This is a genomic window from Sphingobacterium sp. WOUb80, assembly GCF_050058145.1.
Taxonomy (GTDB): domain Bacteria; phylum Bacteroidota; class Bacteroidia; order Sphingobacteriales; family Sphingobacteriaceae; genus Sphingobacterium.
Window position 1 is genome coordinate 2,625,410 of the sequence record NZ_CP165617.1, and the last position, 25,086, is coordinate 2,650,495.

Genomic DNA, 25,086 nt, shown 5'->3' on the forward strand with positions numbered 1-25,086 from the left:
CGTAAAAATTAATCAAGCATTGTGAAGAAAAAAACATTATCTATTTTTAAAGTATCCGTATTGATTTGTTCAGCCTTAGCCACTCAGGTAAGTTGTTCTTCAAGTTCTTCAAAAGAAAATAAAACCAATGAAAAAACCGTAGCCTTGCCCGTTTATACCGTCACTAAATCAGATGCGACTACCATCAAGGATTATTTAGGGACTATTGAAGGCAAAGTCAACGTCGAAGTCCGCCCACAGGTCGAAGGACTGCTGCAGGAAATTTATGTGGATGAAGGTTCTTTTGTACAAAAAGGTCAGAAGTTATTTAAAGTAGACCCCTCTACCTATCAGGAAAATCTCAATAACATGGTGGCTACGGAACAGGTCGCGAGAGCTAAACTTAAAAATGCACAGCTCGAAGTAGACCGATTGAAACCGCTAGTTCAAAACGACGTTATTTCGGATGTCAGACTGGCTTCGGCCAAATCAGACTATCAAGTAGCCAAGGCAACGCTAGACCAGGCCATCGCAGCCGTACGTTCGGCTCAGATCAGTAAGGATTTTACAGTGATCACAGCTCCGGTAAGCGGTTATATCGGCCGAATCCCAAAACGCATCGGAAATCTGGTCTCAAAAGGTGATAAAGAACCCCTCACCTACCTGTCGGATATCCAGGAAGTATACGTTTATTTTTCCATGAATGAATCGGATTTCCTCTATTTTTCCAAAGCACAGGCAAAAAAAGACAGTTTAGAAGGAAAAAAATACAACCAGAATCAGAAACTTGTTTTTCCCGAAGTTACGCTAGTTCTGGCAGATGGCGAAGAATATGCAAAGAAAGGTATTGTCGACGCCGTAAATGGTCAGATCAACCGTACTACGGGAGCAATCTCCTTGCGCGCAACATTTCAAAACCACGATAATATACTTCGATCCGGAAGCAGTGGTACCCTTAAAATTGCCGAAGTGAAAAAAGATGTTCTCCAGATCCCTCAGATCGCCGTTAATGAGCTGCAGGATAAAACCTTTGTCTATATACTGGACAAAAACAATAAGGCACAGAAACGAAATATCCAGCTTACAGGCAAAAGTAAAAGCAACTATATCGTTTACTCAGGACTGCAGGAAAACGATCGCGTTATTACCAGTGGATTTGACAAACTAACGGACGGCTCACCAGTAACTCCGATTTTACAAAAATAATTATCGATCATTTTTGCAGGCTGCACTGTGCATGGTATACTATGCGCAGAAAGCAGCATGTTTAAATTCTATCTATATGCTAAAAACATTTATAAATAGGCCCGTTTTAGCCACTGTGGTGTCCATTATTCTGGTTATCCTAGGCTTGGTTGGACTAAAACTGCTTCCCGTCTCACGCTTCCCGGAAATTGCACCGCCAAGTGTACTTGTTTCACTGAGTTATCCGGGAGCTAACGCCGAGACCGTAGCAAAAAGTGTTCTGCTCCCGATTGAAGAAGCCATCAATGGTGTAGAAGATATGACTTATATCAAGTCATCTGCTTCTAATTCTGGATCCGGAAGCGTATCCGTTTATTTCAAAACAGGTACCAACCCGGATATTGCCTCCGTCAATGTGCAAACACGAATTTCCAAAGCAATCAGTTCCATTCCTGCGGAAGTAAACGAAGCCGGCATCACGGTTATGCCACGGCAAACAGGTGTCATTATGACCATCAATCTCTATTCTGATCACCAGGATAGCGCCTACGATGAAACATTTCTCCAGGCCTATGCGCAGATCAATCTGATGCGGCCTTTGCTGCGTGTAGACGGTGTTGCTCAGGTTTCGCGTTTAGGAGCACGAGATTATGCTATGCGGCTCTGGCTGAACCCCGAGAAGTTAGCCCTTTACAACCTTGTCCCGCAGGATGTGACCAATGCTATAAAAGACCAAAATTTTGAAATTGCTCCCGGTAAATTTGGCGAAACTTCGGATGAAGCTTTCGAAACCGTAATACGTCACAAAGGGCGTTTTACCACACCAGAGGAATTCCAAAGTATTGTGATCAAAACCAACAGCGACGGTTCAGTACTTTATTTAAAAGATGTGGCACGCGTCGAGTTTGGTGCGACAAATCTAAGCAGCGACAATAAGGTAAATGGACATCCCGGTCTTACACTCAACTTAACACAAACCAGTGGTTCCAACGCCCATGATATTGATATTGCCGTCAGAAAAGTTCTTGAAGAACAATCCAAAACATTTCCAAAAGGCATACACTATGAAGTGACCTACTCGGTACGCGATCAGATCGATGAATCGATCAATCAAGTTGAGCACACACTTTTTGAAGCTTTTATTCTGGTATTTGTTATTGTCTTTATCTTCCTTCAGGATTTCAGGTCTACCCTGATTCCAGCAATTGCAATTCCGGTTTCGTTGGTAGGAACTTTCTTTTTTCTGCAGCTCTTTGGATTTTCTCTCAATGTCCTCACGATGTTTGCCTTGGTCCTGGCCATTGGTATCGTGGTGGATGATGCAATCGTTGTCGTCGAGGCCATCCACGAAAAAATGCACAGTACGGGATTGAAACCTAGAGCGGCGACACTGTCGACGATGTCTGAAATTACGGGCGCGATCCTTTCCATTACCATGGTCATGGCGGCAGTATTTTTGCCTGTCGGATTTATGGAAGGGCCAGCAGGTATCTTTTACCGGCAGTTTGCTTACACCTTGGCAACAGCAATTCTAATTTCAGCACTCAATGCCCTAACGCTGAGTCCGGCCTTATGTGCGCTCCTGCTTAAAGCACCAAACCATCATGCAAATCAGAAGACCGGTAAAGTGAACCAATTTAAAGATCGTTTCTTTAAAGCATTCAATACCTCTTTTGATCGACTGACCGCCCGTTATGTCTCGATTGTAGAAATACTGATCAAGAATAAGAAAATAGCCTGGGCAGGCTTAATTTTAATTACAGCGCTTGGCATTGTGTTTATGATGAAAACACCCAAAAGTTTTATTCCGACAGAAGATGATGGATTTATCACCTACAACATAGCACTCCCACCCGGCGCTTCATTGAGCCGGACAACTGAAGTTCTTCACCGTGCGGACAGCATTTTAAAGAAAAGACAGGATATCGATGGGATGACAACAGTTTCGGGTTTCAATGCACTGGATGGAAGTTCAAGTCCTGCTTTTGCCGCTGGGTACATTACCCTAAAACCGCATGCAAAACGTGAACAAATCAAAAATATCAATGCCTTCATGGATACCATCAGAAATGATCTATCCCAGATTAATGAAGCGACCTTTACGGTATTTCCACGGCCTACCGTACAGGGCTTTGGAGACTTTGCCGGAATTGAAATGGTACTTCAGGATCGAATGGGCGGTGACATCAGGGATTTTAACACCATTGCCGATACCTTTATCAACCAGCTCAATACCCTGCCGGAAATACGCAGTGCCTACACAAGTTTCAAATCAAACTTCCCACAATATGAAGTAAATATCGACGCCGTCAAAGCTAAATCACTGGGCGTTGAGATCAAAGATCTCATGTCCACAATCCGATCTTACTTTGCACGTGTACAGGCGAGTGATTTCAATAGGTTTGGTCGCCAATATCGTGTTTATGTGCAATCAGATTTTGATTTCCGTAAAGATCCCGAATCCTTCAATTCTATTTTTGTACGCAATAACAAGGGTGAAATGGTTCCGATCAATACAATATTGACCTTGGAAAAGACCGTAGGTCCAGAAACCATTACACGTTATAATCTGTACAATGCAATTGCTGTAAATATTACACCTGCAGAAGGTTACAGCACAGATGATGCCATGCAAGCTATCCAAAAATTGGCCGACAATAAGCTTCCCGGCAATTACGGTTTTGAATGGACGGGCATGAGCTATGAGGAGAGTCAATCGGGTTCACAGACCATTTTGATTTTTGTACTGAGTATTCTGTTCGTCTACTTTCTGCTTTCGGCCCAATACGAGAGCTATATCCTCCCTTGGGCAGTGCTATTGTCTATCCCTGTGGGACTGATAGGGGTTTTCTCCGTGATCAACCTAGTTGGACTTCAAAACAATATTTATGTTCAGGTGGGACTGATTATGCTCATTGGCCTTCTGGCCAAAAACGCTATTCTGATCGTCGAATTTGCCGTCCAGGAACGCAAAAATGGCAAAAGTATCGTCGATGCAGCCATTAGCGGCTCCAAACTTAGGTTACGGCCAATCTTGATGACTAGCCTGGCATTTGTCGCCGGCCTCGTTCCCCTGATGTGGACGGTAGGACCATCGGCCATTGGCAACCATTCGATTAGTTTCAGCGCCGCTGGGGGCATGCTCTTTGGTGTGGCATTCGGCATCTTTATCATCCCAGTACTCTTTGTCGTATTTAAAGGTTTGGATGAAAAACTACATGATAAACTAGCTAAAGAAGAGGAAGAATAATGAAAAACATAAAAAAATACCTTTCGGGAATATCGATCATCATAGGTCTCTTAAGCCTAATGAATGCCTGTAAGATCGGCAAAGATTATGTGCAGCCCAAACTCAAACTTCCGGAAAACTTTCGTGGCGATACGTTGGATTACTTCGGGGACACCTCCAGTATGGGACTGATCCATTGGAAATCTTTCTTTCATGATCCCACATTAAAATTATTGATTGATTCTGCCCTGGCAAACAATTTTGAGATGAAGACAGCATTACTCAACTTGCAGATTTCAAACCGGGTTTTAGCACAGAATAAGGCCAATTATTTACCTAGCGTAAATGCAACGATTGCCAATGGAAACCGTACCTGGCGATCGAAGGATTTTGGCAGCGGTCCCCTGACCAAATACTATGACCACAAAGGTGAAAAAGCTCCCGAAAATATGTTCGTCTACCAGTCGATGTTTGGTTCAGATATTAACTTTAGCTGGGAAATAGATATCTGGAAGAAAATCGGAAGCAAACAAGAACAGCTTCTAGCCGAGTACCTGGATACACAGGAAGCAAAAAATGCAATACAGACCTCCATCATAACTTCGGTAGCAAAAGGTTATTTCAATCTTCTGATGCTTGATGCTAAAATAGAAGTCGCCAAACGTAACGTTCAGTTAAACGACAGTACCTTGCGCATGATCAAACTGCAATATGAAGCCGGCGAGATTACCGCCCTGGCGATCCAGCAAACACAATCGCAGCGTCTGCTCGCGGCTTCACTGGTGCCCGAACTTGAAAAAGAAATTGTCATCCAGGAAAATGCACTTCAGACACTTACCGGAAAATTGCCCGACAGCATCAAAAGAGGTACTTCTTACGAACATCTCTTCGCAGAGAGCAAGGACATCTCGCTAGGTTCTCCGATCGAGATCGTCCGTAATCGACCTGATATCCGGTCATCTGAATTTCAATTAATGGCGGCCAATGCCAACGCCAACATCCTGCAGGCCATGCGTTATCCATCGTTAACTGTCGGCGGTGTTTTGGGTGTCAACAGCATGCTGCCCAAAAATTGGTTCAATATCCCCGGTGCATTGCTCGGTGGTATAACTGGCAATTTAACCACACCTATTTTTAAAAACAAAACGTTGAAAACACAGTATGAGGTAGCTAAACTGGAACGTGATAAAGCCGAAATCCAGCTGCAGCAGAAAGTCGTTGAAGCCGTAGCCGAGGTCTCTAATGCAGTGGTCACAGTCGACAAACAACGGGAACAGTTATCTTTGGCAAAAGAAAGAGTCGATAATGCACATTTGGCGGTCAAGAATGCAGGCCTGCTCTTTAAAAGTGGATATGCAACTTATTTAGAGGTCATTACAGCACAAAGCAACGCCCTCAACAGTGACCTGGATCTCGTCGAGTTAAGACAGCAGCATTTAGATGCATTTGTGGATCTATACCGAGCACTCGGCGGAGGTTGGAGATAAGGATTTAAAACTTTATTTTTGCAGTATGACGCCAGAAGAATTACAACAGTATTTTCAATCCAAAGATTTGCCTGAAACGCTAGAAATACAGCAAGACATGCAAGTATTCGACGTGCAGCGTTTTTTGCGCACAAGTTTTATACACGTTGGATTATGGAAAAAAGATTTAAGCAAATGTCCATCCTGGATTAGACTTTTGAAATTCAAGGATGCTTTAGAAAATAAAGAAGAAGCCTAACTGTGTTAGGCTTCTTCTTTATTTTTATTTCTCTATGCCTTTGGAGCAAGCTGTTTCATTAATAAAGGCATCTGTTCCTTTGAAAAAATTTCCTCAGCTCCCGCATCTCGCAATTCCATCCGTTCATTTTCATCACTGCTTGATGTCAACCCAAATATTCTAATGGATGGAAATCTTTCTTTCACAATTTTTGCCGTTTCTATTCCATTTAATACAGGCATATGCAGATCTAATATACATATTTCAGGAAGTTCATGCTCGTTTTCATGGAGGTAGTCGATTAAATCCCTACCGTTAGAAGCACAATAAACCAAATCCAATAAATGCGATTGAGCCATAGCTCGCATCAACACATGATGAATCATCGCATCATCTGCGTAGACAACCGTACATTTATTTTTGGTATCCATTTGAAAAAGCTGTCATTTACTAATTATAAAAACAATATTATATAAATATGTAATAAAATAAAAAATACAGAAAAAAGTTAGCAATAATTATGTTATTATACAAATTTTATTTCAAAATGTTCCCTATTAACAATCCAACAAGCTTTTAGTTTGATTTACACAATAAGAACATCATAGGTAGCAAACCTTTTCGCGTCAACACCGCTAAAAAAGATTCGGTAAAGAGAAATGATGACCGGTAGAATATCTTCTAAAAATCATCTTCAATAATTTCAGCCACTCTTCCTACTTGGCCGTCCGTCAACCGCACTTTAATCCCCCTCGAATGATAGGAGGATGATGTCAGCAGGTCCTTCACAATGCCTTCTGTTAGGTTCCCTGTACGCTGGTCCTTCTTTAAGATTATATTCACCAACATACCTGGCTTTACATCTGCTCTATTTCTTCCATCCATGGTCAAACTTAGATAAATTGTTTTTTAAATGCAATATAAAAAACAATTTATTGTTGGAAAACCCTTCGTCTTATATTTTGGAATAGGCACAATGAAAGCAAATGAAAGTCTGTAGCGTCGATGAATGCTACAAATCGAACTTCAAGCTATTCTACACAACAGCTACATACCATAAAAAATGGTCGGAATTTCTTCCGACCATGACTGGCTTTAAGCCCTTTTTTTTATGGTGTGTAAGTCATCAGCCTCGCGGCAAACTGACCAATTGAATTTATTTAAATAGCTTAAAAATATCGTTTCCGAATATAAAGACCATTAAAGCCAAAAGGATGAAGAAACCGACCATTTGTGCTTTTTCCAGGAATTTCTCGCTCAATGGTTTGCCTTGAATCATTTCAACCAATAAGAACAATACGTGACCGCCATCCAAAGCCGGAATAGGCAGCAGGTTCATAAATGCCAATGCCATGGATAGCATTCCTACTAAAGACCAAAAACGGATCCAGTCCACCTCCGTACCAAATAAGGTAGCGATACCAATAGGACCTGATAATGCTTTATCTGCACGCACTTCACCTTTGAAGATTTTGCCAAATCCTTTTGCGTTATCGGTGATCACCGTAAATGCTTTCTTTGCACCGATCGGAAATGCCTCCATCAACGTATATTGCGTTGTAAACGATTTGATGGAATAATCACGATTGATACCTATTCCGAGCATGGCATCTGCAGGAACGTTCCCTTGCAACGAAACTTCAGCTCCCTTACGCAATACCTTAATTGCGACAATTTTATTGATATTCGCCTTTATCTGTGTCCTAAATTGATCGAAGAAAGGCACTTGTATGTCGTTTACAGCAATAATGCTATCTCCTTTCGCAAAACCCATTTTACTTGCCACAGACCCAGGTGCGACTTCAGCAACACTTGTTGTTTTCACCCGTGGCTCGATAAACTTCTCGCCTTTTTTGTCTGAGAGCGTATTCAGTAAATCCGCAGGAACTTTGATATCTGTAGTAGCACCATCCCGTTCAACAGCAAGGGTCACTCCACCCATCAATACTTTAGAACTAATCAGCTCCGAATAATTCTCGACACGGTGACCATCGATTGAAATTACTTTATCTCCAGCTTTCAAGCCAATGGACTCCCCAATAGATCCCGGAACAATACCATTGACCATTTGATCCATTTTAATGTCGGTATTGCCCATTTTAAAAGTTAGCATCCAAAACACTACGACACCAACGATAATATTGACAATAATCCCCCCGAGCATAACGATTAAACGTTGCCAAGCGGGTTTTGATCTAAATTCCCAGGGTTGTGGCTCCCCTTTTAATTGCTCAGTATCCATCGATTCATCGATCATACCCGCAATCTTGACATAACCACCTAAAGGCAACCAGCCAATACCATATTCACATCCTTTATAATTGAATTTAAATAATTTCACTCCCCATGCATCAAAGAACAGATAAAACTTTTCCACCTTGATACCAAATGCACGTGCTGCTAAGAAATGTCCTAACTCATGTAGAACAATTAAAATTGACAAGCCTAAAATCACTTGTCCGACCATAATTAAAACACCCATGTATGCTTTTTAAAATTTAATCTTTGATTATTTCCTTCGTTATTATTCTTGCAATGCGATCCGTCTCCAGATAATCATCCAACGTTGGTGCCGCAATAAATTCTACTTGATCTAATGTCTGTTCAATAATATCACTCATCTCCAAAAACCCAACTTGATCTTTCAGAAAGGCCTCTACAACAACTTCATTTGCCGCATTCAACACACAGCTTCTGTTTCCCCCGGCACGTAGGCTCTCATACGCCAGGGCCAAATTCCGGAACGTTTCCATGTCTGCTTTCTCAAAGCTAAGTGTTGGATAGTCCATGAAATTAAAACGCTCAAAACTATTTTCAAAACGTGCTGGATACGTCAATGCGTACTGGATCGGCAATTTCATATCAGGTACCCCCATTTGTGCTTTGATGGAACCATCCTGAAACTGAACTAACGAATGTACAATAGACTGGGGATGCACAATCACATCAACCTGATTTACAGACAGATTGAAAAGCCATTTTGCTTCAATCACTTCTAGTCCTTTATTCATCAGGGATGCCGAATCAATCGTAATTTTGGCACCCATCGACCAATTTGGATGCTTTAAAGCTTCAGCTTTGGTCACCTGCAGCAGATCGGCCCTCTTTTTACCGCGAAAAGGACCTCCTGAAGCCGTGACATAAATTTTCTCGATCGGATTATGCTCCTCTCCGGCCAAACACTGAAAAATCGCCGAATGCTCTGAATCCACAGGGAGCATACGTACATCATATTCTTGCACCAAGGCCATAATCAGTTCCCCGGCCACAACCAGTGTTTCCTTATTAGCAAGTGCAATATCTTTTTTGGATTGAATGGCTTTAACAGTAGGTTTCAGTCCAGCCGATCCAACAATTGCATTCAACACCACATCAACTTCGTCATACTGTACCACTTCGATCAGTCCGGGTTCACCAAAAAGAACAGTGATCCCCTGCCCTTGTAAGGCATCTTGAATATGGCTATATTGAAGAGAATCTGTTACGACAACCGCCTTAGGCTTAAACTCTAAGGCCTGTTTAATCAATAATGCTGCATTGCTGCCACAGGTCAGAACGATTGCCTCAAATTTATTAGGAAAGGCTCTTATCACATCCAAGGCTTGTGTACCTATACTTCCCGTTGCCCCTAAAATGGCAATTCCTTTTTTACTCAAAACCTCTGCTATTAATTAAAATATATTATTTAAAATCTTAGGATCCTCTCCCCCGTGGTAATCCGCCATCATGGATCGGTAAGCGACCGAAACAACGATACTAGCCAGAGGTACCACCAAGAAAGAGCTCACGAGGTTCAAAATAATAAAAATTATGTAATATTCTAAATAATTAAAATACATCTGTAATAACTGAAAAAAAGCAAATACAGCCAAAATCAATAATAGTTTGAATACATTGCCTTTTGTCAGTGCAAAACTGAAGCGTAATGACCTCAATGTCCCCGCGTGTTTATCAATAATGAAAAAGGGATAAAACGCCACGCGAATAATCAAGATGAAAGTCAATATTGCCGCGACAAAAACGACAAACATTGTAAAGTTGCTCATCAGCTCCATACGGTTGTCGCCATTTTCAAATAGATAAAGGAATGGTAAAGAAACGGCGCCTAAAATCATCAAAAGTGCTATGGAGAGCACCATTATACTTAACATAGCACCAAAAAAATAGGCAAGCTCCTTAGAACTAGGGATGCATTGGATCAATTTCTTATCATGATTTCCATCAATCAGACTTAAAATATACTTAAATAAAGTCATATTCAATCCGAAATACATCACCATGAAAAAAAATGCCATAAAACCACTCAACACCACATTGAAATCACTGATTGTGGTTGCGAGATAATTAGAAAGACCGGAGGTCACAAACAGCAAAAAACAAAGCCCGGCCACTGAAAAATAATGCCTTTTCAGCAACTCCAATGACTTATTAAAAACCTCATTAACGGCAAAAGTACTTTCCTTTAGGAATTGAATCATTTTTTCTTTGAATAAACTTCTACAAAGATGCCATATTTTTTAGTTTTCAACAATTTACACTCCCATAAAAATCATTTTTTTTGTCATATTTAACAAAAAAAATCCCCTATCCGAATGGATAAGGGATTTTAAACTTTAGATCATCTGATTCTTATTTAAATTCTTTAGGAAGTGGTTTCTCCAATAAGTATTGGTAGTAGAAACGTGCACGTTCATTTGAATCATATTTACTTTTCGAACGGTCAAATCCATGACGGCTTCCCGGATAGATCATCAACTCAAAAGGAACACTTCGATCCGTCAATTTATCAACAAGTTGGATTGTATTCTGTAAATGTACGTTATCATCCATATCACCATGCATAATGCGCAATACACCCTTATAATTATTTACATAGGTTAACACAGAACCTGCTTTATAACCATCTGGATTATCCTGCGGTGTATCCATCCATCTTTCGGTATAATGACTGTCGTACAAGTCCCAGGAAGTTACCGGAGCACCGGCAATACCAAAATCAAATACATCAGCGGCCTTTGTCATCGCCAAACAAGTCATATACCCACCGTAGCTATGCCCGGTGATAAGTACTTTGTTTTTAGCGACCCAAGGTTGCGATTTTAACCACTTGACAATAGTTGAATAATCAATAATCTCCCAGTGACCAAGATTGCGGTGCATATAGGCAACCCCTTGTTTACCGAAATGTCCCGAAGCGCGGTGGTCAGCTGATACCTGAATAATACCTTCGTTTGCCCAATATTGGTTACCTGTTCCTTTCCAGGTATCTTTTACCGTTCCCGCATCAGGACCACCATAGATACTGAAAACAACAGGGTAAACTTTTGATTTATCGAAATTTGTAGGATAAGTAATTGTCAATGGAAGATCGAACAATCCATCATCTGATTTGATATGTAAGTATTCCGTCTTGCCATAAGTATAGGAAGCAAAATCAGCCGCTTTACTGTCTGCTAACTGACGTACAACTTTACCCTGATTATCCAGCAATGCATATCGATCCGGTGTACTCACATTGGAGTATTTAGTAATAAAATATTTGCCATCAGGCGATACATTGACATCGTGCGAGTATTCACCGAAAGTCAACCGTTTCATGTTTTTACCGGAATAATCAACACGGTACAAATCAAAACGTGCCGAGTTTTCTTTACGTGCGGTAAAATAGATCACCTTATTTTTTTCATCAATCCGTTTCAATTCGGTTACCTGCCATTCGCCGGAAGTGATGGGGTTCACTAAGGTTCCGTCCAATTTATAAAGGTAATAATGGGCCCAACCAGTTTTATCCGATTTTAAGATATAATATTTATTGTCCGCAAGATAGGTGATACGCTCATCGTGATCCAAATTGATCCATGAAGCCTGACGCTCATCGTAGATTTCTTTTTTCGAACCAGAATTCGGATCCACTTGATAAAACTTCAAATTGTTCTGGTCCCTGTTCATCCACTGCACCATTACATTTTTGCTATCAAAGGCCCAATAAGGCTGACCAAAATACTGATCGTCTTTTTCGTTGAAATCAGCCCAGGTAACTTTTCCGCCATCAAGATGAACTATGCCAACTTTAACTTCCGGATTTGGGTCACCCGCTTTGGGGTATCTGGTTTCTTCCAGATAACCATGCTGACCTTTGGAGGAATAAATCGGAAACATAGGAACCTTGGTATCATCGAAACGCATAAAAGCGATCTTACGACTGTCCGGAGACCACCAAAAAGCTTTGTATTTTGTCGGACGGCCAAGAATCTCCTCATAATATACCCAAGATGACCAGCCGTTGTAAATCACGTCGGTACCATCATTTGTATATTGCATTTCTTTTCCTGAAGTCACGTCCAGGCTATACAAATTACTTTTACGTGTAAAAGCAACATATTTACCATCCGGCGATAAGGTCGGATTCTGTTCGGCGACATCAGGCGAGTTGGTAAGCTTTTTCGCGACACCATCACTACTTTTTAGGAAGATATCGTTATTCTCAACATAGACAACTGTTCCTTCTTTGGCAGGAACAGTATAAACACTTCTGTTGCCCGATTTAATATTGACCTGATATAAACGACCATCGTTCACATCATTCTCCAGGTAAGCCGTCCCGTTTGCCCATCCAGGATACTGATTAGTACGAACCGTCAAAGATTGCTTTTGTCCCCATGACTGTGCAAAATCCAACTTTTTCTGTGCGAAAGCAAAGTCATGCACAAAAAAAACGATAGACGCACCTAAGAGTACTCTTGATACCGTATTCATTAATTTTTGGATATGTTTATTAATTATTTTGGCTAAGATAAAGAATTGTGGCAAATAACGACGATTTTGCCTGTAACAAGCTTAATTCAGATTGCGCGTACCATAGGGCTTAGCAAAGACTTAATTAAACCGGATGATTCCTGGCTAAAGTCGATCCTCGAAAAGTGCAAGCTGTATACCTTCCTTTGGAAAATCAGCTTCTTCCACAAAATTTGATATCGAAACCCCCAGCAACCTCACTTTGTTCACCAGCTCAACCTTGCTCAACAAACTATGGGCAGTGGCGTAAATTTTGTCTTCCGAATCAAAACTATTTTCTAGGGTTATACTCCGTGTCAATTGAACAAAATCGGCATATTTAATTTTTAAGGTTAAGGTTCGCCCAGAGATCTCCTTTTTCCCGATGCGTGTCCACAACTGTTTGCAGAGCCGTTGCAAAATGGTATTTAATTCTTCAAATGCTTCTACATCCTCGCCAAAAGTATCCTCAATCCCGACCGATTTACTGCTGCGATTCGGAACAACAGGACGGTCGTCGATCCCGCGTACGATACGGTAAAAAAAATGCCCGGTCTTTCCAAACCAACGTACGAGGTCCTCTTCACGCTGTTTTTTTAAATCAAGCCCAGTAAACAGTCCCAGTTCATGCATTTTTTTCGCAGTCACCTTACCTACCCCAAAAAACTTATCCACGGGCAATGACTCCATAAATTTGACGATTTTAGAAGGACCTATAAACGTTAGACCATTAGGTTTGTCCATATCCGAAGCAATCTTTGCAACAAATTTATTGACGGAAACGCCAGCAGAGACGGTCAGATTCAGTTCTTCCTTGATAGCCTCTTTAATGGCTTTGGCAATAGCAATAGCCGAACCAATACCTTGTTTGTCTATGGTCACATCCAAAAAAGCTTCATCCAGGGAAAGCGGTTCAATTAAGTCGGTGTAACGGAGAAAAATCTCCCGAATTTGATACGAAACCTGCCGATAAACATCAAAGCGAGGATAGGTAAAGATAATATGGGGACACAACTGAAGGGCCTTTCGGGAGCTCATAGCAGATTTGACACCAAACTTTCGTGCTTCGTAACTGGCCGTCGCAACCACTCCCCTTCCATCCGGGGAGCCACCTACTGCAATCGCTTTCCCCCGATATTCGGGAAAATCACGCTGATCTACAGATGCATAAAATGCATCCATATCCAAATGAATAATCTTGCGATGTACCTGTTCGGGATCCATGATCCAAATTTACAAAAATTAGCATTATAGACTAAGAAAACCGAAAAATAACTAATAGAATTAGCAACAGACCATCAAGAGGCAAACCGCATGCTAGCCAACCCGCTATCGACGTATAATCCATTCGTTATTATGCTGTTAATTTTTTATCTTTAGGTGAAACTATAGACGGGACAAACAATCATATCGCCCTCTGTTAGTCTCATCAACAATAATACAAAGACTTAATATTCATGCATTATGGAAAATTTGCCAGAACAAAAAAAGAAAAGATCGGGGTTTAAAAAGTTTTTACTCTTCCTGATACTTTTTCTGCTTGTCGGAGGTGGCTCCTATGGCTATTGGAAGTATTATTATGTATTCGGTGAAGGTGTAAAGTCCGGTTATCTTAATTATGCTGTAAAAAAGGGTAATATTTTTAAGACCTATGAAGGCAAACTCATCCAGGAAGGATTTGGAAGTATCAAAACAGGTGGCATAGCCAGCAATCAATTTGAATTTTCGATTGAAGATGATTCCATATTCCGGCAATTGGAGCTCAACAGCGGGAAATATTTCGATCTCCGTTACAAAGAATATCACGGAGTGCTTCCTTGGCGCGGAAATACGGTCTATATTGTGGACAAAATTGTCAATATGAAATAGCAAACTCCGCTGTGTTTATCAGCGGAGCTACCAAGATCAATTTGAGTACCTTACTGTAGATGTTCGTCTAAGTGATCTACTCCCTTTTCAGTGATACATTGCTTTCATGAAACATGGTTTTCGACATAATCCAGTTGATATTTATTCGGAAAGCACGTCGCGAACGATCAATTTCTCCTTAAAATAAGTTTTCAAAATCGTTCCGTCACCATGCAGCGTCCAAACCTCTTCGGGGTTTACCATTTTGATATATTGAAGAATGTCATTCCAGTCCACATGATCAGAAATGTACAGCTCGATATCATTCTGTGCCTGCAGACGTTTCCAGCCTGAGGCGAATGCGCGTAATACTTTAGTCGCCCTAAAATAACTATTGAAGGTCATCGGCGGTACCAGATAAACTTTGTTCTGTTCGCCCTGTTTCATTTCTTTTCTATTGTAGGGCTCATAGTCTAATTTCTTCAGCCCGTGTTGATCGTAAAGGCGATGGTAGGGTAATATTCCACTATGCACAAGCACTTTTCGATCCGGACAATACCTGTTGATCAAATCGGTGATCCGCTGTGCCTTCCCTAGCACATATGTACCCAAGAGGATATTGCTCGCATGTCCATCAAGTTTTTTTATCTCCTCGGCAGGATCAGGGTGAATAATTTCAGGATTTGCAAATGTGCTTTCTGTAATGAGCACATCGGCTTGCTGTACTTCGATCGGCTCACAGGTATCATCAGTTTGTAATTTGTAATCGCCCGTGTATAAGTACCGTACCCCCTGATATTCCATTAAAATCTGCGCTGAACCAAGTATATGCCCTGCTGGCAGAAATGTAATTTCGACTGCACCAATTTTAAAGGGGCTATTGAACAATTTGACCTGATACGAATCTTTGCGGTTTTGTTTATAACGATAAGCCATAAACAGTGAAGTCGCATGTGTAGCATACACATAGTCGTGTCCTGAACTGGCATGATCGCCATGTGCATGAGATACGACATTGTACATGACGGGATTGCTCGCATCAATAAAAAAATCACCATAACGGCAATAATAACCCGCTGGTTTTCTGACCAAGAAGTCAGCTAATATGATCGACATAGTTTTATTTTAGAAATTTTTGATGTAAAGTCCACACCTGCGGTAATAGCGGAGTGGTTCCATCATTAATGATCACGAAGTCTGCCAATTTTAATTTTTCTTCGTCAGATAGTTGCTTATTTATTCGCTCCATGACCTGCTCTTCGGTTACCCCATCACGTTCCATCACCCGTTGAACACGTACGGATAAAGGAGCTGTGACCAATATGGTATAATCAAGATCTTTATAGGAGCCACTTTCAAAAAGGAGAGCCGCTTCCTTGAGCGAATAACGGGACTTTTGCTGTTCGGCCCAGTCTTTGGCTGCCTGGATAACGATGGGGTGTACAATACCGTTCACAAGTTCGAGTTTCGTCTTATCGGTGAATATCTGTTCAGCCAAGAAAGCCCGATCTAATTTCCCTTCCTTATAGGTCCGTTCACCGAACTCCGCAATCAAACGTTCTTTGATCCGGAAATCGGTATTCATCAGTTTCTTCGCCTCATCATCTGCATTATAAACAGGTACAGCCATGGCTTTAAAAAGCTGACAGATAAATGTTTTACCGGATCCTATTCCACCTGTTATTCCAATCTTCATGAAAATATTGTTATTTACGTACAAAAAAGTCCACGTTTTGAGGTACAACGCTGATGACCTTACAATAGTCAGGTACTTTGGTCAGCAAAACAGGCAAATATTGCACGCCGTTTTTCTCCCAGTCGGACAAATCCACCACAGCTTCAAAATCTCGCGATGTATAGTTATTATAATCTTTGACAGACATCAATACTGTTACGACAACTTTGCTTGGACTAAGCCTCACAGAACTATAGCGCTGGCCATTTTCAACCTTGACTGGTAATTCAATCACTTTCTCTGTCAATTCACCTACAGGCATGAGCACCTCGACCGATGTAGGATAGACATTAATATTTGCTTTTTGGTTGCGGGCAAGATTTGCTACGGTCCGAACGTCGGTCTCCACTTCCTTCCCACGAACGGTGTCGGTTTCCCAATACTCGATAGCCGAAACGTCCTCGTAAGGTCCGGTGATTGTCACATAAGCTGGTGTAACTTTGGTATCCGCTATAAAACCGTAGCCACGTTTAAATCCGATATTTGCCAGGGGTTTTACAGGCACCTTACGCTGGGTCTGTTTGGAAAAATCAAAAAACAAGGTATCTGGACTCACCGAGACTACCCGTTGCTCATGTGGAAACTGCCGGTTGATAAAGCCCAATTGATTAGAAAAAACAATCCAATCTTTAGTTTTTAAAGAGCTTAGATCCACCTGAACCTTTGGGGTTTCCAATGCAGCTTTGGAAAACAGGAATTGCCATCCTGTCATCTCCAGCTTTACTTTTACCGTATCGGATTGCTGGGGGTGAAATGCGCGTTTCTCGGGAAGATTGACATATTCAATCGCCGCCTTAACGGACACAGTATATTGATTGGAGATCGAAAACAATAACCAAGCTAACAACGAAATTCCAACACAACGCACAAAGACATTCATCTTACGTCGTTGGGTCTTATTTATTCGAACTGCATTCGCCATGATACAAACTTAATCAATTTGCGTAAAAATCAGTTCATATGCGGTTAAAAACTTAGTCCACTAGGCGTGTAAATCAGCTAATAAAAAATTGTCTGCCCAACGACAACTCACTTACCACCCAAAAAAATCCATAAACATCTTTCATAAGGAGAGCACTTGATCTGTTGGTAAAGGCAGACACGATCATCCAAAGTAAAAAAATACCAATTGCATGCCTCTATCCAAATAAGATGTACTTAAAATTTGGTCAAAACCGAAAGATGGCTTGATCAAATCCAGACTAAATTACTGTAATCGAAAGAGCAACCAATACAACCATAGCTCGAATAAATAGTATAATTCAATAAAAATTTAAAATAAAACATTAAATAATATATGTTTTATTTTAAATTTCATTAAATTTGGGTTAATCAAAAAAAATCAATTATGAAACTATCCACTAATAACACAGCGCGATATCTCTACTATCTTTCTCGGGTAGTAATGGTATTCTATATCCTATTCTTGGCATCAAATTTATTTTCATCCGGCATACCTGCCGCAGGTACCGGTCTCAAAGCTTATGGGGTTTATAATGTTAATATTGTACCCAAATACACAAATGGTCAAGCAAATCAACAAAAGGATGTTTCTCAAACATTGGATCACTGGTTCAAGGACACATTGATTATCAGTCCGTACCAAGCGAAGGGCTTCGTTCAGTTGAGATTTCAATCCCTAAAAGAATTACTTTCCTTCTCATCTATTCTTTATCAAACCGCACAGTTATGTTACTGGATTCTAATTGGTTTATTAATTCTCGTTGTTCAGAAACTTTTTAAATCGTTTAGTAATAATACATTTTTTACGGATAAAAATGCTTCATTAATCGTTTTCAGCTCATTCTGCCTAATGCTTTTGCCTGTTATGCGATGGATTACACAGGAATTTTTCCTTAATTGTATTAAAAAATTAAGTTTAAATAGTTCAGACTATATGTTACACAATGGAACACATCTTTTCGATACGGAGACAATCATTGGATTAGTATTATTAGCTTTTGGCGCAGCTTTCAAATCTGGTATCGTCTTAAGTAGGGAGAATGAATCCTTTATTTAATTAAACATGCCCATTATAATTAATTTAGATGTTGTCTTAGCTAAGCGTAAAATGTCTTTGACAGAATTATCGGAGAAAGTCGGTTTAAGCCTCGTTAATCTTTCCATCTTAAAAACAGGTAAAGCTAAAGGCGTCCGGTTTGAAACCTTAGAAGCCATCTGCAAAGTACTGGACTGCAAGCCCGGAGACATTCTTGATATGGAGTAAACCCAAAAGATACAGAACAGTATAGTGCTAAATTTCTCTTTATCTCAAAATTAAACTAATATAGAAACAGACAAACCCTATTTTTACAGGAAACCGCATCAGCTAACACCGTGTTCTAATGAAACCAACAGCTCCATTGCATTTTTCTCTTTTGTAGCAAGGGTTTTGAGAATTTCTGATGCTTGTTGCACGTCATCGAAACTAGCTGTCTCCGCAATTTGATTAAACAATTCCGACAAGGATGTCCACAATAATGCAATCTGCGCAAACTCTTGATGAACTACAGCGATCTGCTCTATTCCGAGCAGATCATAACTTTCCTTTATAAAGTCGCGGTATAGATTTCGAAACAAGGCGCCTCCCGTACCTGCGTTTTCCATCAAATTTGCAGCCATTTTAAACTCACTTTCAATCGCATGACTCGTCTTGTACCATTTGGTCAATTCCTCAGCAGTTTTCAAAATTCCTTTATATGAAATGTTGCTTATAGGCGGTGCAAGATATTCCTTTGCATTATTGACCATTGCAGCAATCAGCACTTCTTTCAGGTCCAGATCCCCGCCACTACCAGCTATCGTGTAATACAGATTTTTAGACGCCATAGGCCCCTTCTCCGCCCTAGCTAGCGCCAAACTCGCAAGGGATGTACGCACGCTTCCACCCTGCTGCCGCGTATCCACCAAGTAGGCATTATCATGGTCATAACCATAAACAGCTACATAATGACCCGCGAAATGAAAGGGTTTTGCAAAATACTCCAGGTGATAGGCATCGAGTTTTAAGCCTACCGGTTGCCCCCCATCCAAGAGCTGTCGTACAGCCTGCCAAGCTTTTACTTTTGAAGAAGTTTCATGAACGCTGAGGTTTAGACCGAGATTTTTGCAGATATGCTGCGTCAGGAGATCTGGTTTTATTCGTCCGCCCAAAAATGGAAAGTCCATGGTTTTCATTTTCCAATAGATAAAACTGAGCCCTTCCCCCAGTCCAAAAAGCATCGGCTCTGAAAGTTCAATGCCTATATGGACCAGTAATGTACCTGTTGCCGTTGTTTCACAATGCTGCCCATCAAATGGTTTAAGATTTTTCATCGCATTCTTTTTAACAAAATTAAAAGCTCGATTGACAACGCGATGTCAACAGTGGATCAAATCTTAAAGACAAATGAAAAACAGTTGAGAATAACATCGCAAAAACAATTGTATTTAACAGGTATTACGTTTTATGTTAACAGGGGTTTTACAGGGGTATTACAGGGGGTTAACAGGGGTATAACAGGGGTCAATCCCCTACTAACCCCCTATTAACCCCCTGTAAAAATAGTGTTACTATTGGAGTAATTAAGAAAATAGTAGTAAATTGATAATAAGCTCAATACAAGAATTATAAACTAAAAGAGGAATAGCTATGGCAATTTTACAAAACGGTCCAAATGGACCTATCATTGGTAAATTTGGATCAGTGAGTGCCTACATGTTGAAGGACCAAAATGTGGTGCGCGGCCCAAAAAGAAAACGCAGCTCCCCACCAAGTGCGGCGGAGCTCTTAAACAGAAAAAAACAGCAAGTAGCCGGTAAGTTTGCCGGCCATAATAAGCGGCTTCTTGAATTTGGTTACCAGTTTTTAGCGGAAAAAGGAAGTCGCGTAGGTGCATTTCAATTGGCACAACGACATATTTTTAAGGAGGCCATCGAAATAGACGCAGATAATAACCCTTTTGTTAATCCAGAACGACTGCTTTTATTTTCCGGTTCGCTAACCCCATTATCCAACTGCCAAGTCAGTATCAACAATGATGTAATCGACCTAAGCTGGGAAGCAGATGATCAATATAGTGATAGCGTATATAAAATCAACCTGGTATTATTGGACCCGTTTAATGAATCCCATTTAAGAACTTCTATCGCAAGCGTAAGTGAAGGTTCTTGTTCCGTTCAATTTGACTGGTTAAAGCGAAAAAAAACTGATTTCCATGTCTATGTCGGAATATGGGATACCTTAGATGGCGGTTTTTCGAATTCCATCTATTGCGGAGTACTCTAAAACATTATTATGCTAACAATTTATATGAACGCTCTTGCCTGGGCGTTCTATTAACAGCATAAAAAAAGCCAGTTTTCTACGAAAACTGGCTTTCATTTCTTTCAGGAAAAAGCTTATTCGTCAATTTTATTGACAACGTATTGAATAAACCAATTTGGAAGCTTATTTTCCGGTAATAAAATAGTGATTCCTCCACGCAATACTTCTGCTATCAGAACCATTTTTTCACCAGAGTTGTCAAATAAATAAGCTTTTTCACAAGCTCTTATCGCTGGCAATAAATTGGTCAGTGTACGATAGTATCTTTCGACGATTTTATCTTTTGGCACACCATGACCACCCTTCTCTTTTCTAATTTCAACCCGAGAAATATTAATCAATGGGTCATCCAAGCAAACAAAATAGAAATACGTCCTATATTTTCTTTCACTTGCTTCATCAATTTCATCCAATTTGGATGGATGACTCATAACAGTCTCAAATGAATAGCTGATATCATTTTCGAGTAAATGATATCGTATAAAAGAGGTAATAAGTGACGCTTCATAGCTATGAGTATCTCTAGACTTATCTACGATCATATTTTCACGAATAGCAATAGAGATAGGGTGTCCCGATTCTTCGGCCTTCCGTAATAGGCTTATAGATTGATCCCTGCCTAGAAATTGATCCAAGTCTTCCTGAGTAAGTTTTAATCCAAACCGATTAAGATTTATAAACCCAGCTTTACTAATATCCTGTTCAATTTCGTCTGAATTAACAAAATAGCCAGTATTAAACTGGCTACTGATTTGCTTATATAAAGTTGATTTACCCGAACCATTTGGACCGGCAAATACTCTCAATCTTTTGGCCCTAGGCATAAAACAATACCTTTTTTTAATTTAACTTTACTCTTTATCCGATCTATTTTTTTTATAATCTGACGACTTCCGTCTACACGTTTTTCAACAACATATCCGTCCTCAACGACCTGGATCGATAGATCTAAAGCCCGATTCTCCTTATTCGCAATTTCAGAAGCCTGTTTCGCTGCTTGATTTAATTTTCTGCGTTCTTCTCTCAATTCTGATGATGTCATAATAACCTCCGATGTCTAAATATACAAAATATTCACTATACTAATTCGAATGGGGATACATTTTAGACTAAATCTCGGAAGACGAAATTATAAAATTACCACCAAAATATCATTTTATGTTATCAAAAATTAGGGATACCAGCGCATCTTTACCATATTCGGGACTCGTCCCCTAGCGTAATCATCTTATCGGGAACATAATAAAAAAGCCAGTTTTCGTAGAAAACTGGCTTTCATTTCTTTCAGGAAAAAGCTTAGGAAGCGCTCTTCTCCGTGTTGTTAGCAGCTTTTGAAGCATCTAAAGCAATTGCTGATTTATCAAAACGGATTTTTACACCCGAACCTACATCGACTAAGAAAGTCGTGTCTGATACTTCTACAATGCGTCCGTGAATTCCAGCTGTAGTAACAACTTTAGAGTTTACACCAAGTTCTTCAATATATTTTTTGTGATCTTTTTGTTTCTTCATTTGCGGTCTGATCATGAAGAAATAAAATACCACGATAATCAAAACCATTGGTAAAAAACTCATCATATTGCCACCCGCTGCTTGTAATAATACTGTATTCATCTTCTATTATATCGTTTAATAATGTGTTATTTTGCTAATACTTCGCCTTTCAGCTGCACTGTTGTCAAGCCATTGGATGCATTCGATTGGATCGTTATGATCTTCTGCTGTTTACCGACTTGTCCTTCGCTGTTAAAAGTAACATGGATCTCCGATTTTCCACCTGGCAAAATAGGACTTTTCGAAAACTCAGGTTGTGTACAACCACATGAAGCTGTGACTTTCGAGATAATAACAGGTGCATCACCCGAATTTTTCAGCACAAAGGTGTGTTTTACCTGCGCGCCTTCCTTTACCTGACCAAAATCAAATGCAGACTCTTCAAATTCTACTTTTCCCAATTGTGCTGCCGCCTTTGAAAGGCTGTCTGCAGCTGCTGTTTCAGTCGCTGTCTTGCTTCCTTCTTCTTTTCCTTTTTGTGCATTTCCACAAGAAAATAAAAGTACCGCCGACAAAGCTAAAACCGAATATTTGCCAAAGTTTTTCATTCGTATAAATTATTTACGCGTTTGGTTTTAATCTCTTAAACCACGACCTGCCTTCTGGATTCTTCCTTGTTGATTCAGATCGCTTAATATTTTATCCAAGATACCATTGATAAATGTATTACTTTTCAATGTACTGAATACCTTAGAAATTTCAATATACTCATTTATTGTCACTTTCACAGGAATTGATGGAAAATTAACCAACTCACAAATGGCCATACGCATCAATAATGTATCCATTAAGGCAATACGATCTGACTCCCAATTCTTCGTTTTCTCCGAGATAAGCTTTTGATATTCATTTGTATTGCGGATCGTTTTACCTAACAATGCAATGACATAGTCGCTATCATCATTCCAGTTTTGCGTAATCTCTGCAAGTTTATTTTTACGTGGATCTTCAGAACTAAAATTCTTAAAAGTCTTCGCAATCAAAGCTTGCAATACTTCTTTATCAACTGGCCAGTTGATGAATTTCTCTTCAAACACCTGCTCAATAACCGGCGATTTCAAGATGATCTTTTTAAAGATATGCTTGATGATATCTTTTTCCGTACCGATCGAACGATCTTCTTGTTGCAAGTACTCCAAATAAGCTTCAGAATCCTTTAACTGCAAAAATACTGTACGCACGATCTCCGGGTCAAAGCTCCATGAAATCTTATACTTTTTGACACCTTCTCCATATTGTGGATTTTGTCTCAATGACTCAATAAAAGTGTTTGTACTTAACTTGGTCGTTAAAGACAAGTCTTTTTCAGTAGGCAAGAACTTATTGGCCCGACCTTCTGCATCTATTAAAACATAATCTGATACCTCATCTAATAGATTCAGTGTCCACATATACATTTCATAGACTTCATCCACATTTTTTAATAGTGCTTTTTCAAATGTTTTGATGTCTTTATCTTCCGAAAGACTGTACGCATAAAGCGTTTGCACTACTTTTACCCTCAGGTGTCTCCTGTTTAACATAGTAATTTTAAAGAACGATTTTTTATAAAATAATAAATAAGAACGATTTTGGGATGAAGACTACCGCTTGATTTTTTTAATATCTTGGATACGCTTCTCCGCGATGCGATTAGCCGCTTCAAAAGTAGAAATATTCTCTTCTTTTGATTTTTTCAATACGTCTCTAGTCGCATTATAAATATTTTTGATCACAAATTCAGTGTGATCTACGCCGTAATTTTGAATTTCTGAATAACAGCCGATTAATGCACCAGCGTTGATCAAATAGTCAGGGGCGTATAATATACCTCTTTCATGAAGAATTGAACTTGTGACAAGTTCATCTTTCAATTGATTATTGGCCGAACCAGCAATAATTTTGCATTGCATTTTTTGTGCGGATTCAGGATTTACCGTACCGCCTAATGCACAGGGAGAATATACATCAAATTCGTGATCGAATACTTCACCGTAAGGTATTGGCTCAGCTTTGTACTTAGCCGCAACTTTTAGCATTTTTTCTTCCGTAATATCGCTGACATATACACGCGCATTCTCTTCACGCAACATCGCAATTAAACGCTCACCAACACCACCTACTCCATGTACAATTACTTTTTTACCAGCAACATTTTCCGATCCGTATAATTCCTTTAAGCAGGCTTTTATACCGAAATAAACACCTTGAGCAGCGAAGATGGAAGGATCACCGACACCACTACCGTGAATTGCTTTTGGTAAACCAGCAACATGGTCAGTTTCGGTATAAATATGTTCTAAATCGCGTTGTGTGGTACCTACATCCAAAGAAGCAATGAAATTACCATTCAATCCTTCAATAAACTGGCCCAAACGGCGCAATAAAACCTCAGATTTGTCCAAACGGCTATTCCCAATAATAACAGCACTACCACCGCCTAAATTCAATCCAGTGATGGCTGATTTATACGTAATGGCCTTGGATAAACGTAAAGCATCCTCAATAGCTTCTTCTGTACTTTCGTATGGTAACATACGAACCCCTCCTATCGCAGGCCCTAAGGTTGTATCATGGATCGCAACGATAGCTTTCAAGCCCACTAATTCATCATTACAGAAAAATAAGTTTTGATGGCCAGACTGGCTCATCAATTCAAAAATAGAATTTTGAGATGTTGACATAAAATGTACTACTCTAATTTGTTTTAATTTTTTAAGGTACTTGATGCAAAAGTAGGAAAATTATTCGTTGTGCATAACAACTTTTTTTATCCAAGACTTAACATTTGAT

Annotated in this window: 25 protein-coding genes; 8 read left to right on the forward strand and 17 right to left on the reverse strand. The window is 39.9% G+C overall.

The window, feature by feature from the left end; translation table 11 throughout:
• Positions 1 to 21: 21 nt before the first annotated feature.
• The 4 genes from AB1Z56_RS11045 (at position 22) to AB1Z56_RS11060 (ending at position 6,118) form a co-directional block, all read left to right on the forward strand.
• Positions 22 to 1,185: an efflux RND transporter periplasmic adaptor subunit gene (locus tag AB1Z56_RS11045; RefSeq protein ID WP_309363672.1), complete on the forward strand. Its 1,164-nt coding sequence runs from the start codon at positions 22 to 24 to the stop codon at positions 1,183 to 1,185.
• A 76-nt stretch (positions 1,186 to 1,261) separates the two neighbouring features.
• Positions 1,262 to 4,414 (forward strand): efflux RND transporter permease subunit, encoded by a 3,153-nt coding sequence (locus tag AB1Z56_RS11050; RefSeq protein ID WP_426792048.1) that lies wholly within the window; start codon positions 1,262 to 1,264, stop codon positions 4,412 to 4,414.
• On the forward strand, positions 4,414 to 5,880 hold the full coding sequence (locus tag AB1Z56_RS11055) for an efflux transporter outer membrane subunit (RefSeq protein ID WP_426792049.1): 1,467 nt from the start codon (positions 4,414 to 4,416) through the stop codon (positions 5,878 to 5,880). The genes AB1Z56_RS11050 and AB1Z56_RS11055 overlap by 1 nt, the downstream gene beginning before the upstream one ends.
• Before the next feature lie 25 nt (positions 5,881 to 5,905).
• Positions 5,906 to 6,118, forward strand: coding sequence for a DUF6965 family protein (locus tag AB1Z56_RS11060; RefSeq protein WP_293906537.1), 213 nt, complete (start codon positions 5,906 to 5,908; stop codon positions 6,116 to 6,118).
• A 32-nt stretch (positions 6,119 to 6,150) separates the two neighbouring features.
• On the opposite strand, the gene AB1Z56_RS11065 is transcribed toward AB1Z56_RS11060, so the two are convergent.
• The 7 genes from AB1Z56_RS11065 to dinB all read right to left on the reverse strand — a co-directional run bounded on the left by AB1Z56_RS11065 (position 6,151) and on the right by dinB (position 14,095).
• Positions 6,151 to 6,528, reverse strand: a complete 378-nt coding sequence (locus AB1Z56_RS11065) for a response regulator (protein ID WP_293906539.1) — start codon at positions 6,526 to 6,528, stop codon at positions 6,151 to 6,153.
• A gap of 250 nt (positions 6,529 to 6,778) precedes the next feature.
• Positions 6,779 to 6,982: a YwbE family protein gene (locus tag AB1Z56_RS11070; protein ID WP_046674525.1), complete on the reverse strand. Its 204-nt coding sequence runs from the start codon at positions 6,980 to 6,982 to the stop codon at positions 6,779 to 6,781.
• Positions 6,983 to 7,253: 271 nt separating this feature from the next.
• Positions 7,254 to 8,579, reverse strand: a complete 1,326-nt coding sequence (rseP, locus tag AB1Z56_RS11075; RefSeq protein WP_426792050.1) for an RIP metalloprotease RseP — start codon at positions 8,577 to 8,579, stop codon at positions 7,254 to 7,256.
• A gap of 16 nt (positions 8,580 to 8,595) precedes the next feature.
• Positions 8,596 to 9,753 (reverse strand): 1-deoxy-D-xylulose-5-phosphate reductoisomerase, encoded by a 1,158-nt coding sequence (locus AB1Z56_RS11080; protein WP_426792051.1) that lies wholly within the window; start codon positions 9,751 to 9,753, stop codon positions 8,596 to 8,598.
• Between the two features lie 15 nt (positions 9,754 to 9,768).
• A complete protein-coding gene (locus AB1Z56_RS11085) occupies positions 9,769 to 10,575 on the reverse strand; it encodes a beta-carotene 15,15'-monooxygenase (protein ID WP_309363659.1) in 807 nt (268 codons plus the stop codon).
• Between the two features lie 151 nt (positions 10,576 to 10,726).
• Entirely contained in the window at positions 10,727 to 12,853 is a 2,127-nt protein-coding gene (locus AB1Z56_RS11090) for a DPP IV N-terminal domain-containing protein (RefSeq protein WP_426792052.1), read from the reverse strand.
• A gap of 144 nt (positions 12,854 to 12,997) precedes the next feature.
• The gene (dinB, locus tag AB1Z56_RS11095; protein ID WP_426792053.1) at positions 12,998 to 14,095 is read right to left on the reverse strand and encodes a DNA polymerase IV; all 1,098 of its coding nucleotides are present in this window, start codon (positions 14,093 to 14,095) and stop codon (positions 12,998 to 13,000) included.
• A gap of 240 nt (positions 14,096 to 14,335) precedes the next feature.
• Here dinB and AB1Z56_RS11100 point away from each other — a divergent pair, with 240 nt between their 5' ends.
• On the forward strand, positions 14,336 to 14,740 hold the full coding sequence (locus AB1Z56_RS11100; protein WP_293906552.1) for a hypothetical protein: 405 nt from the start codon (positions 14,336 to 14,338) through the stop codon (positions 14,738 to 14,740).
• Positions 14,741 to 14,881: 141 nt separating this feature from the next.
• Here AB1Z56_RS11100 and AB1Z56_RS11105 read toward each other — a convergent pair whose 3' ends face one another.
• The 3 genes from AB1Z56_RS11105 to AB1Z56_RS11115 are packed head-to-tail and all read right to left on the reverse strand — an operon-like array spanning position 14,882 to position 17,376.
• Positions 14,882 to 15,835, reverse strand: coding sequence for an exonuclease (locus AB1Z56_RS11105; RefSeq protein WP_426792054.1), 954 nt, complete (start codon positions 15,833 to 15,835; stop codon positions 14,882 to 14,884).
• 4 nt (positions 15,836 to 15,839) lie between these two features.
• Entirely contained in the window at positions 15,840 to 16,415 is a 576-nt protein-coding gene (gene coaE / locus AB1Z56_RS11110) for a dephospho-CoA kinase (RefSeq protein WP_426792055.1), read from the reverse strand.
• A gap of 10 nt (positions 16,416 to 16,425) precedes the next feature.
• A complete protein-coding gene (locus AB1Z56_RS11115) occupies positions 16,426 to 17,376 on the reverse strand; it encodes a CdaR family protein (RefSeq protein ID WP_309363649.1) in 951 nt (316 codons plus the stop codon).
• A gap of 426 nt (positions 17,377 to 17,802) precedes the next feature.
• Here AB1Z56_RS11115 and AB1Z56_RS11120 point away from each other — a divergent pair, with 426 nt between their 5' ends.
• Together AB1Z56_RS11120 and AB1Z56_RS11125 are read left to right on the forward strand one after the other, a co-directional pair.
• Positions 17,803 to 18,474, forward strand: a complete 672-nt coding sequence (locus AB1Z56_RS11120; protein WP_426792056.1) for a hypothetical protein — start codon at positions 17,803 to 17,805, stop codon at positions 18,472 to 18,474.
• 6 nt (positions 18,475 to 18,480) lie between these two features.
• Positions 18,481 to 18,681, forward strand: a complete 201-nt coding sequence (locus AB1Z56_RS11125; RefSeq protein ID WP_088162136.1) for a helix-turn-helix domain-containing protein — start codon at positions 18,481 to 18,483, stop codon at positions 18,679 to 18,681.
• A gap of 98 nt (positions 18,682 to 18,779) precedes the next feature.
• Here AB1Z56_RS11125 and AB1Z56_RS11130 read toward each other — a convergent pair whose 3' ends face one another.
• The gene (locus AB1Z56_RS11130) at positions 18,780 to 19,769 is read right to left on the reverse strand and encodes a BtrH N-terminal domain-containing protein (protein WP_426792057.1); all 990 of its coding nucleotides are present in this window, start codon (positions 19,767 to 19,769) and stop codon (positions 18,780 to 18,782) included.
• Positions 19,770 to 20,085: 316 nt separating this feature from the next.
• On the opposite strand from AB1Z56_RS11130, the gene AB1Z56_RS11135 reads away from it, so the two are divergent.
• A complete protein-coding gene (locus AB1Z56_RS11135) occupies positions 20,086 to 20,721 on the forward strand; it encodes a hypothetical protein (protein WP_426792058.1) in 636 nt (211 codons plus the stop codon).
• 113 nt (positions 20,722 to 20,834) lie between these two features.
• Here the strand turns inward: AB1Z56_RS11135 and AB1Z56_RS11140 are convergent, their stop codons facing one another.
• The 6 genes from AB1Z56_RS11140 to AB1Z56_RS11165 form a co-directional block, all read right to left on the reverse strand.
• A complete protein-coding gene (locus tag AB1Z56_RS11140) occupies positions 20,835 to 21,566 on the reverse strand; it encodes a zeta toxin family protein (protein ID WP_426792059.1) in 732 nt (243 codons plus the stop codon).
• On the reverse strand, positions 21,563 to 21,802 hold the full coding sequence (locus tag AB1Z56_RS11145; protein WP_309363640.1) for a hypothetical protein: 240 nt from the start codon (positions 21,800 to 21,802) through the stop codon (positions 21,563 to 21,565). Before AB1Z56_RS11145 ends, AB1Z56_RS11140 begins: the two co-directional genes overlap by 4 nt.
• 254 nt (positions 21,803 to 22,056) lie before the next feature.
• Entirely contained in the window at positions 22,057 to 22,374 is a 318-nt protein-coding gene (yajC, locus tag AB1Z56_RS11150) for a preprotein translocase subunit YajC (protein WP_070565542.1), read from the reverse strand.
• Between the two features lie 26 nt (positions 22,375 to 22,400).
• Entirely contained in the window at positions 22,401 to 22,862 is a 462-nt protein-coding gene (locus AB1Z56_RS11155) for a DUF1573 domain-containing protein (protein ID WP_309363636.1), read from the reverse strand.
• Positions 22,863 to 22,889: 27 nt separating this feature from the next.
• On the reverse strand, positions 22,890 to 23,837 hold the full coding sequence (gene nusB / locus AB1Z56_RS11160) for a transcription antitermination factor NusB (protein ID WP_153846367.1): 948 nt from the start codon (positions 23,835 to 23,837) through the stop codon (positions 22,890 to 22,892).
• 60 nt (positions 23,838 to 23,897) lie between these two features.
• Positions 23,898 to 24,977 (reverse strand): Glu/Leu/Phe/Val family dehydrogenase, encoded by a 1,080-nt coding sequence (locus AB1Z56_RS11165; protein ID WP_088162143.1) that lies wholly within the window; start codon positions 24,975 to 24,977, stop codon positions 23,898 to 23,900.
• Positions 24,978 to 25,086 lie beyond the last annotated feature (109 nt).

Coding starts and splice junctions, on each gene's coding strand:
- AB1Z56_RS11050 (WP_426792048.1), top strand. CDS start 1,262: ATGCTAAAAACATTTATAAATAGGCCCGTTTTAGCCACTGTGGTGTCC.
- AB1Z56_RS11055 (WP_426792049.1), top strand. CDS start 4,414: ATGAAAAACATAAAAAAATACCTTTCGGGAATATCGATCATCATAGGT.
- AB1Z56_RS11060 (WP_293906537.1), top strand. CDS start 5,906: ATGACGCCAGAAGAATTACAACAGTATTTTCAATCCAAAGATTTGCCT.
- AB1Z56_RS11065 (WP_293906539.1), bottom strand. CDS start 6,528: ATGGATACCAAAAATAAATGTACGGTTGTCTACGCAGATGATGCGATG.
- AB1Z56_RS11070 (WP_046674525.1), bottom strand. CDS start 6,982: ATGGATGGAAGAAATAGAGCAGATGTAAAGCCAGGTATGTTGGTGAAT.
- rseP (WP_426792050.1), bottom strand. CDS start 8,579: ATGGGTGTTTTAATTATGGTCGGACAAGTGATTTTAGGCTTGTCAATT.
- AB1Z56_RS11085 (WP_309363659.1), bottom strand. CDS start 10,575: ATGATTCAATTCCTAAAGGAAAGTACTTTTGCCGTTAATGAGGTTTTT.
- AB1Z56_RS11090 (WP_426792052.1), bottom strand. CDS start 12,853: ATGAATACGGTATCAAGAGTACTCTTAGGTGCGTCTATCGTTTTTTTT.
- dinB (WP_426792053.1), bottom strand. CDS start 14,095: ATGGATCCCGAACAGGTACATCGCAAGATTATTCATTTGGATATGGAT.
- AB1Z56_RS11100 (WP_293906552.1), top strand. CDS start 14,336: ATGGAAAATTTGCCAGAACAAAAAAAGAAAAGATCGGGGTTTAAAAAG.
- AB1Z56_RS11105 (WP_426792054.1), bottom strand. CDS start 15,835: ATGTCGATCATATTAGCTGACTTCTTGGTCAGAAAACCAGCGGGTTAT.
- coaE (WP_426792055.1), bottom strand. CDS start 16,415: ATGAAGATTGGAATAACAGGTGGAATAGGATCCGGTAAAACATTTATC.
- AB1Z56_RS11115 (WP_309363649.1), bottom strand. CDS start 17,376: ATGGCGAATGCAGTTCGAATAAATAAGACCCAACGACGTAAGATGAAT.
- AB1Z56_RS11120 (WP_426792056.1), top strand. CDS start 17,803: ATGAAACTATCCACTAATAACACAGCGCGATATCTCTACTATCTTTCT.
- AB1Z56_RS11125 (WP_088162136.1), top strand. CDS start 18,481: ATGCCCATTATAATTAATTTAGATGTTGTCTTAGCTAAGCGTAAAATG.
- AB1Z56_RS11130 (WP_426792057.1), bottom strand. CDS start 19,769: ATGAAAAATCTTAAACCATTTGATGGGCAGCATTGTGAAACAACGGCA.
- AB1Z56_RS11135 (WP_426792058.1), top strand. CDS start 20,086: ATGGCAATTTTACAAAACGGTCCAAATGGACCTATCATTGGTAAATTT.
- AB1Z56_RS11145 (WP_309363640.1), bottom strand. CDS start 21,802: ATGACATCATCAGAATTGAGAGAAGAACGCAGAAAATTAAATCAAGCA.
- yajC (WP_070565542.1), bottom strand. CDS start 22,374: ATGAATACAGTATTATTACAAGCAGCGGGTGGCAATATGATGAGTTTT.
- AB1Z56_RS11155 (WP_309363636.1), bottom strand. CDS start 22,862: ATGAAAAACTTTGGCAAATATTCGGTTTTAGCTTTGTCGGCGGTACTT.
- nusB (WP_153846367.1), bottom strand. CDS start 23,837: ATGTTAAACAGGAGACACCTGAGGGTAAAAGTAGTGCAAACGCTTTAT.
- AB1Z56_RS11165 (WP_088162143.1), bottom strand. CDS start 24,977: ATGTCAACATCTCAAAATTCTATTTTTGAATTGATGAGCCAGTCTGGC.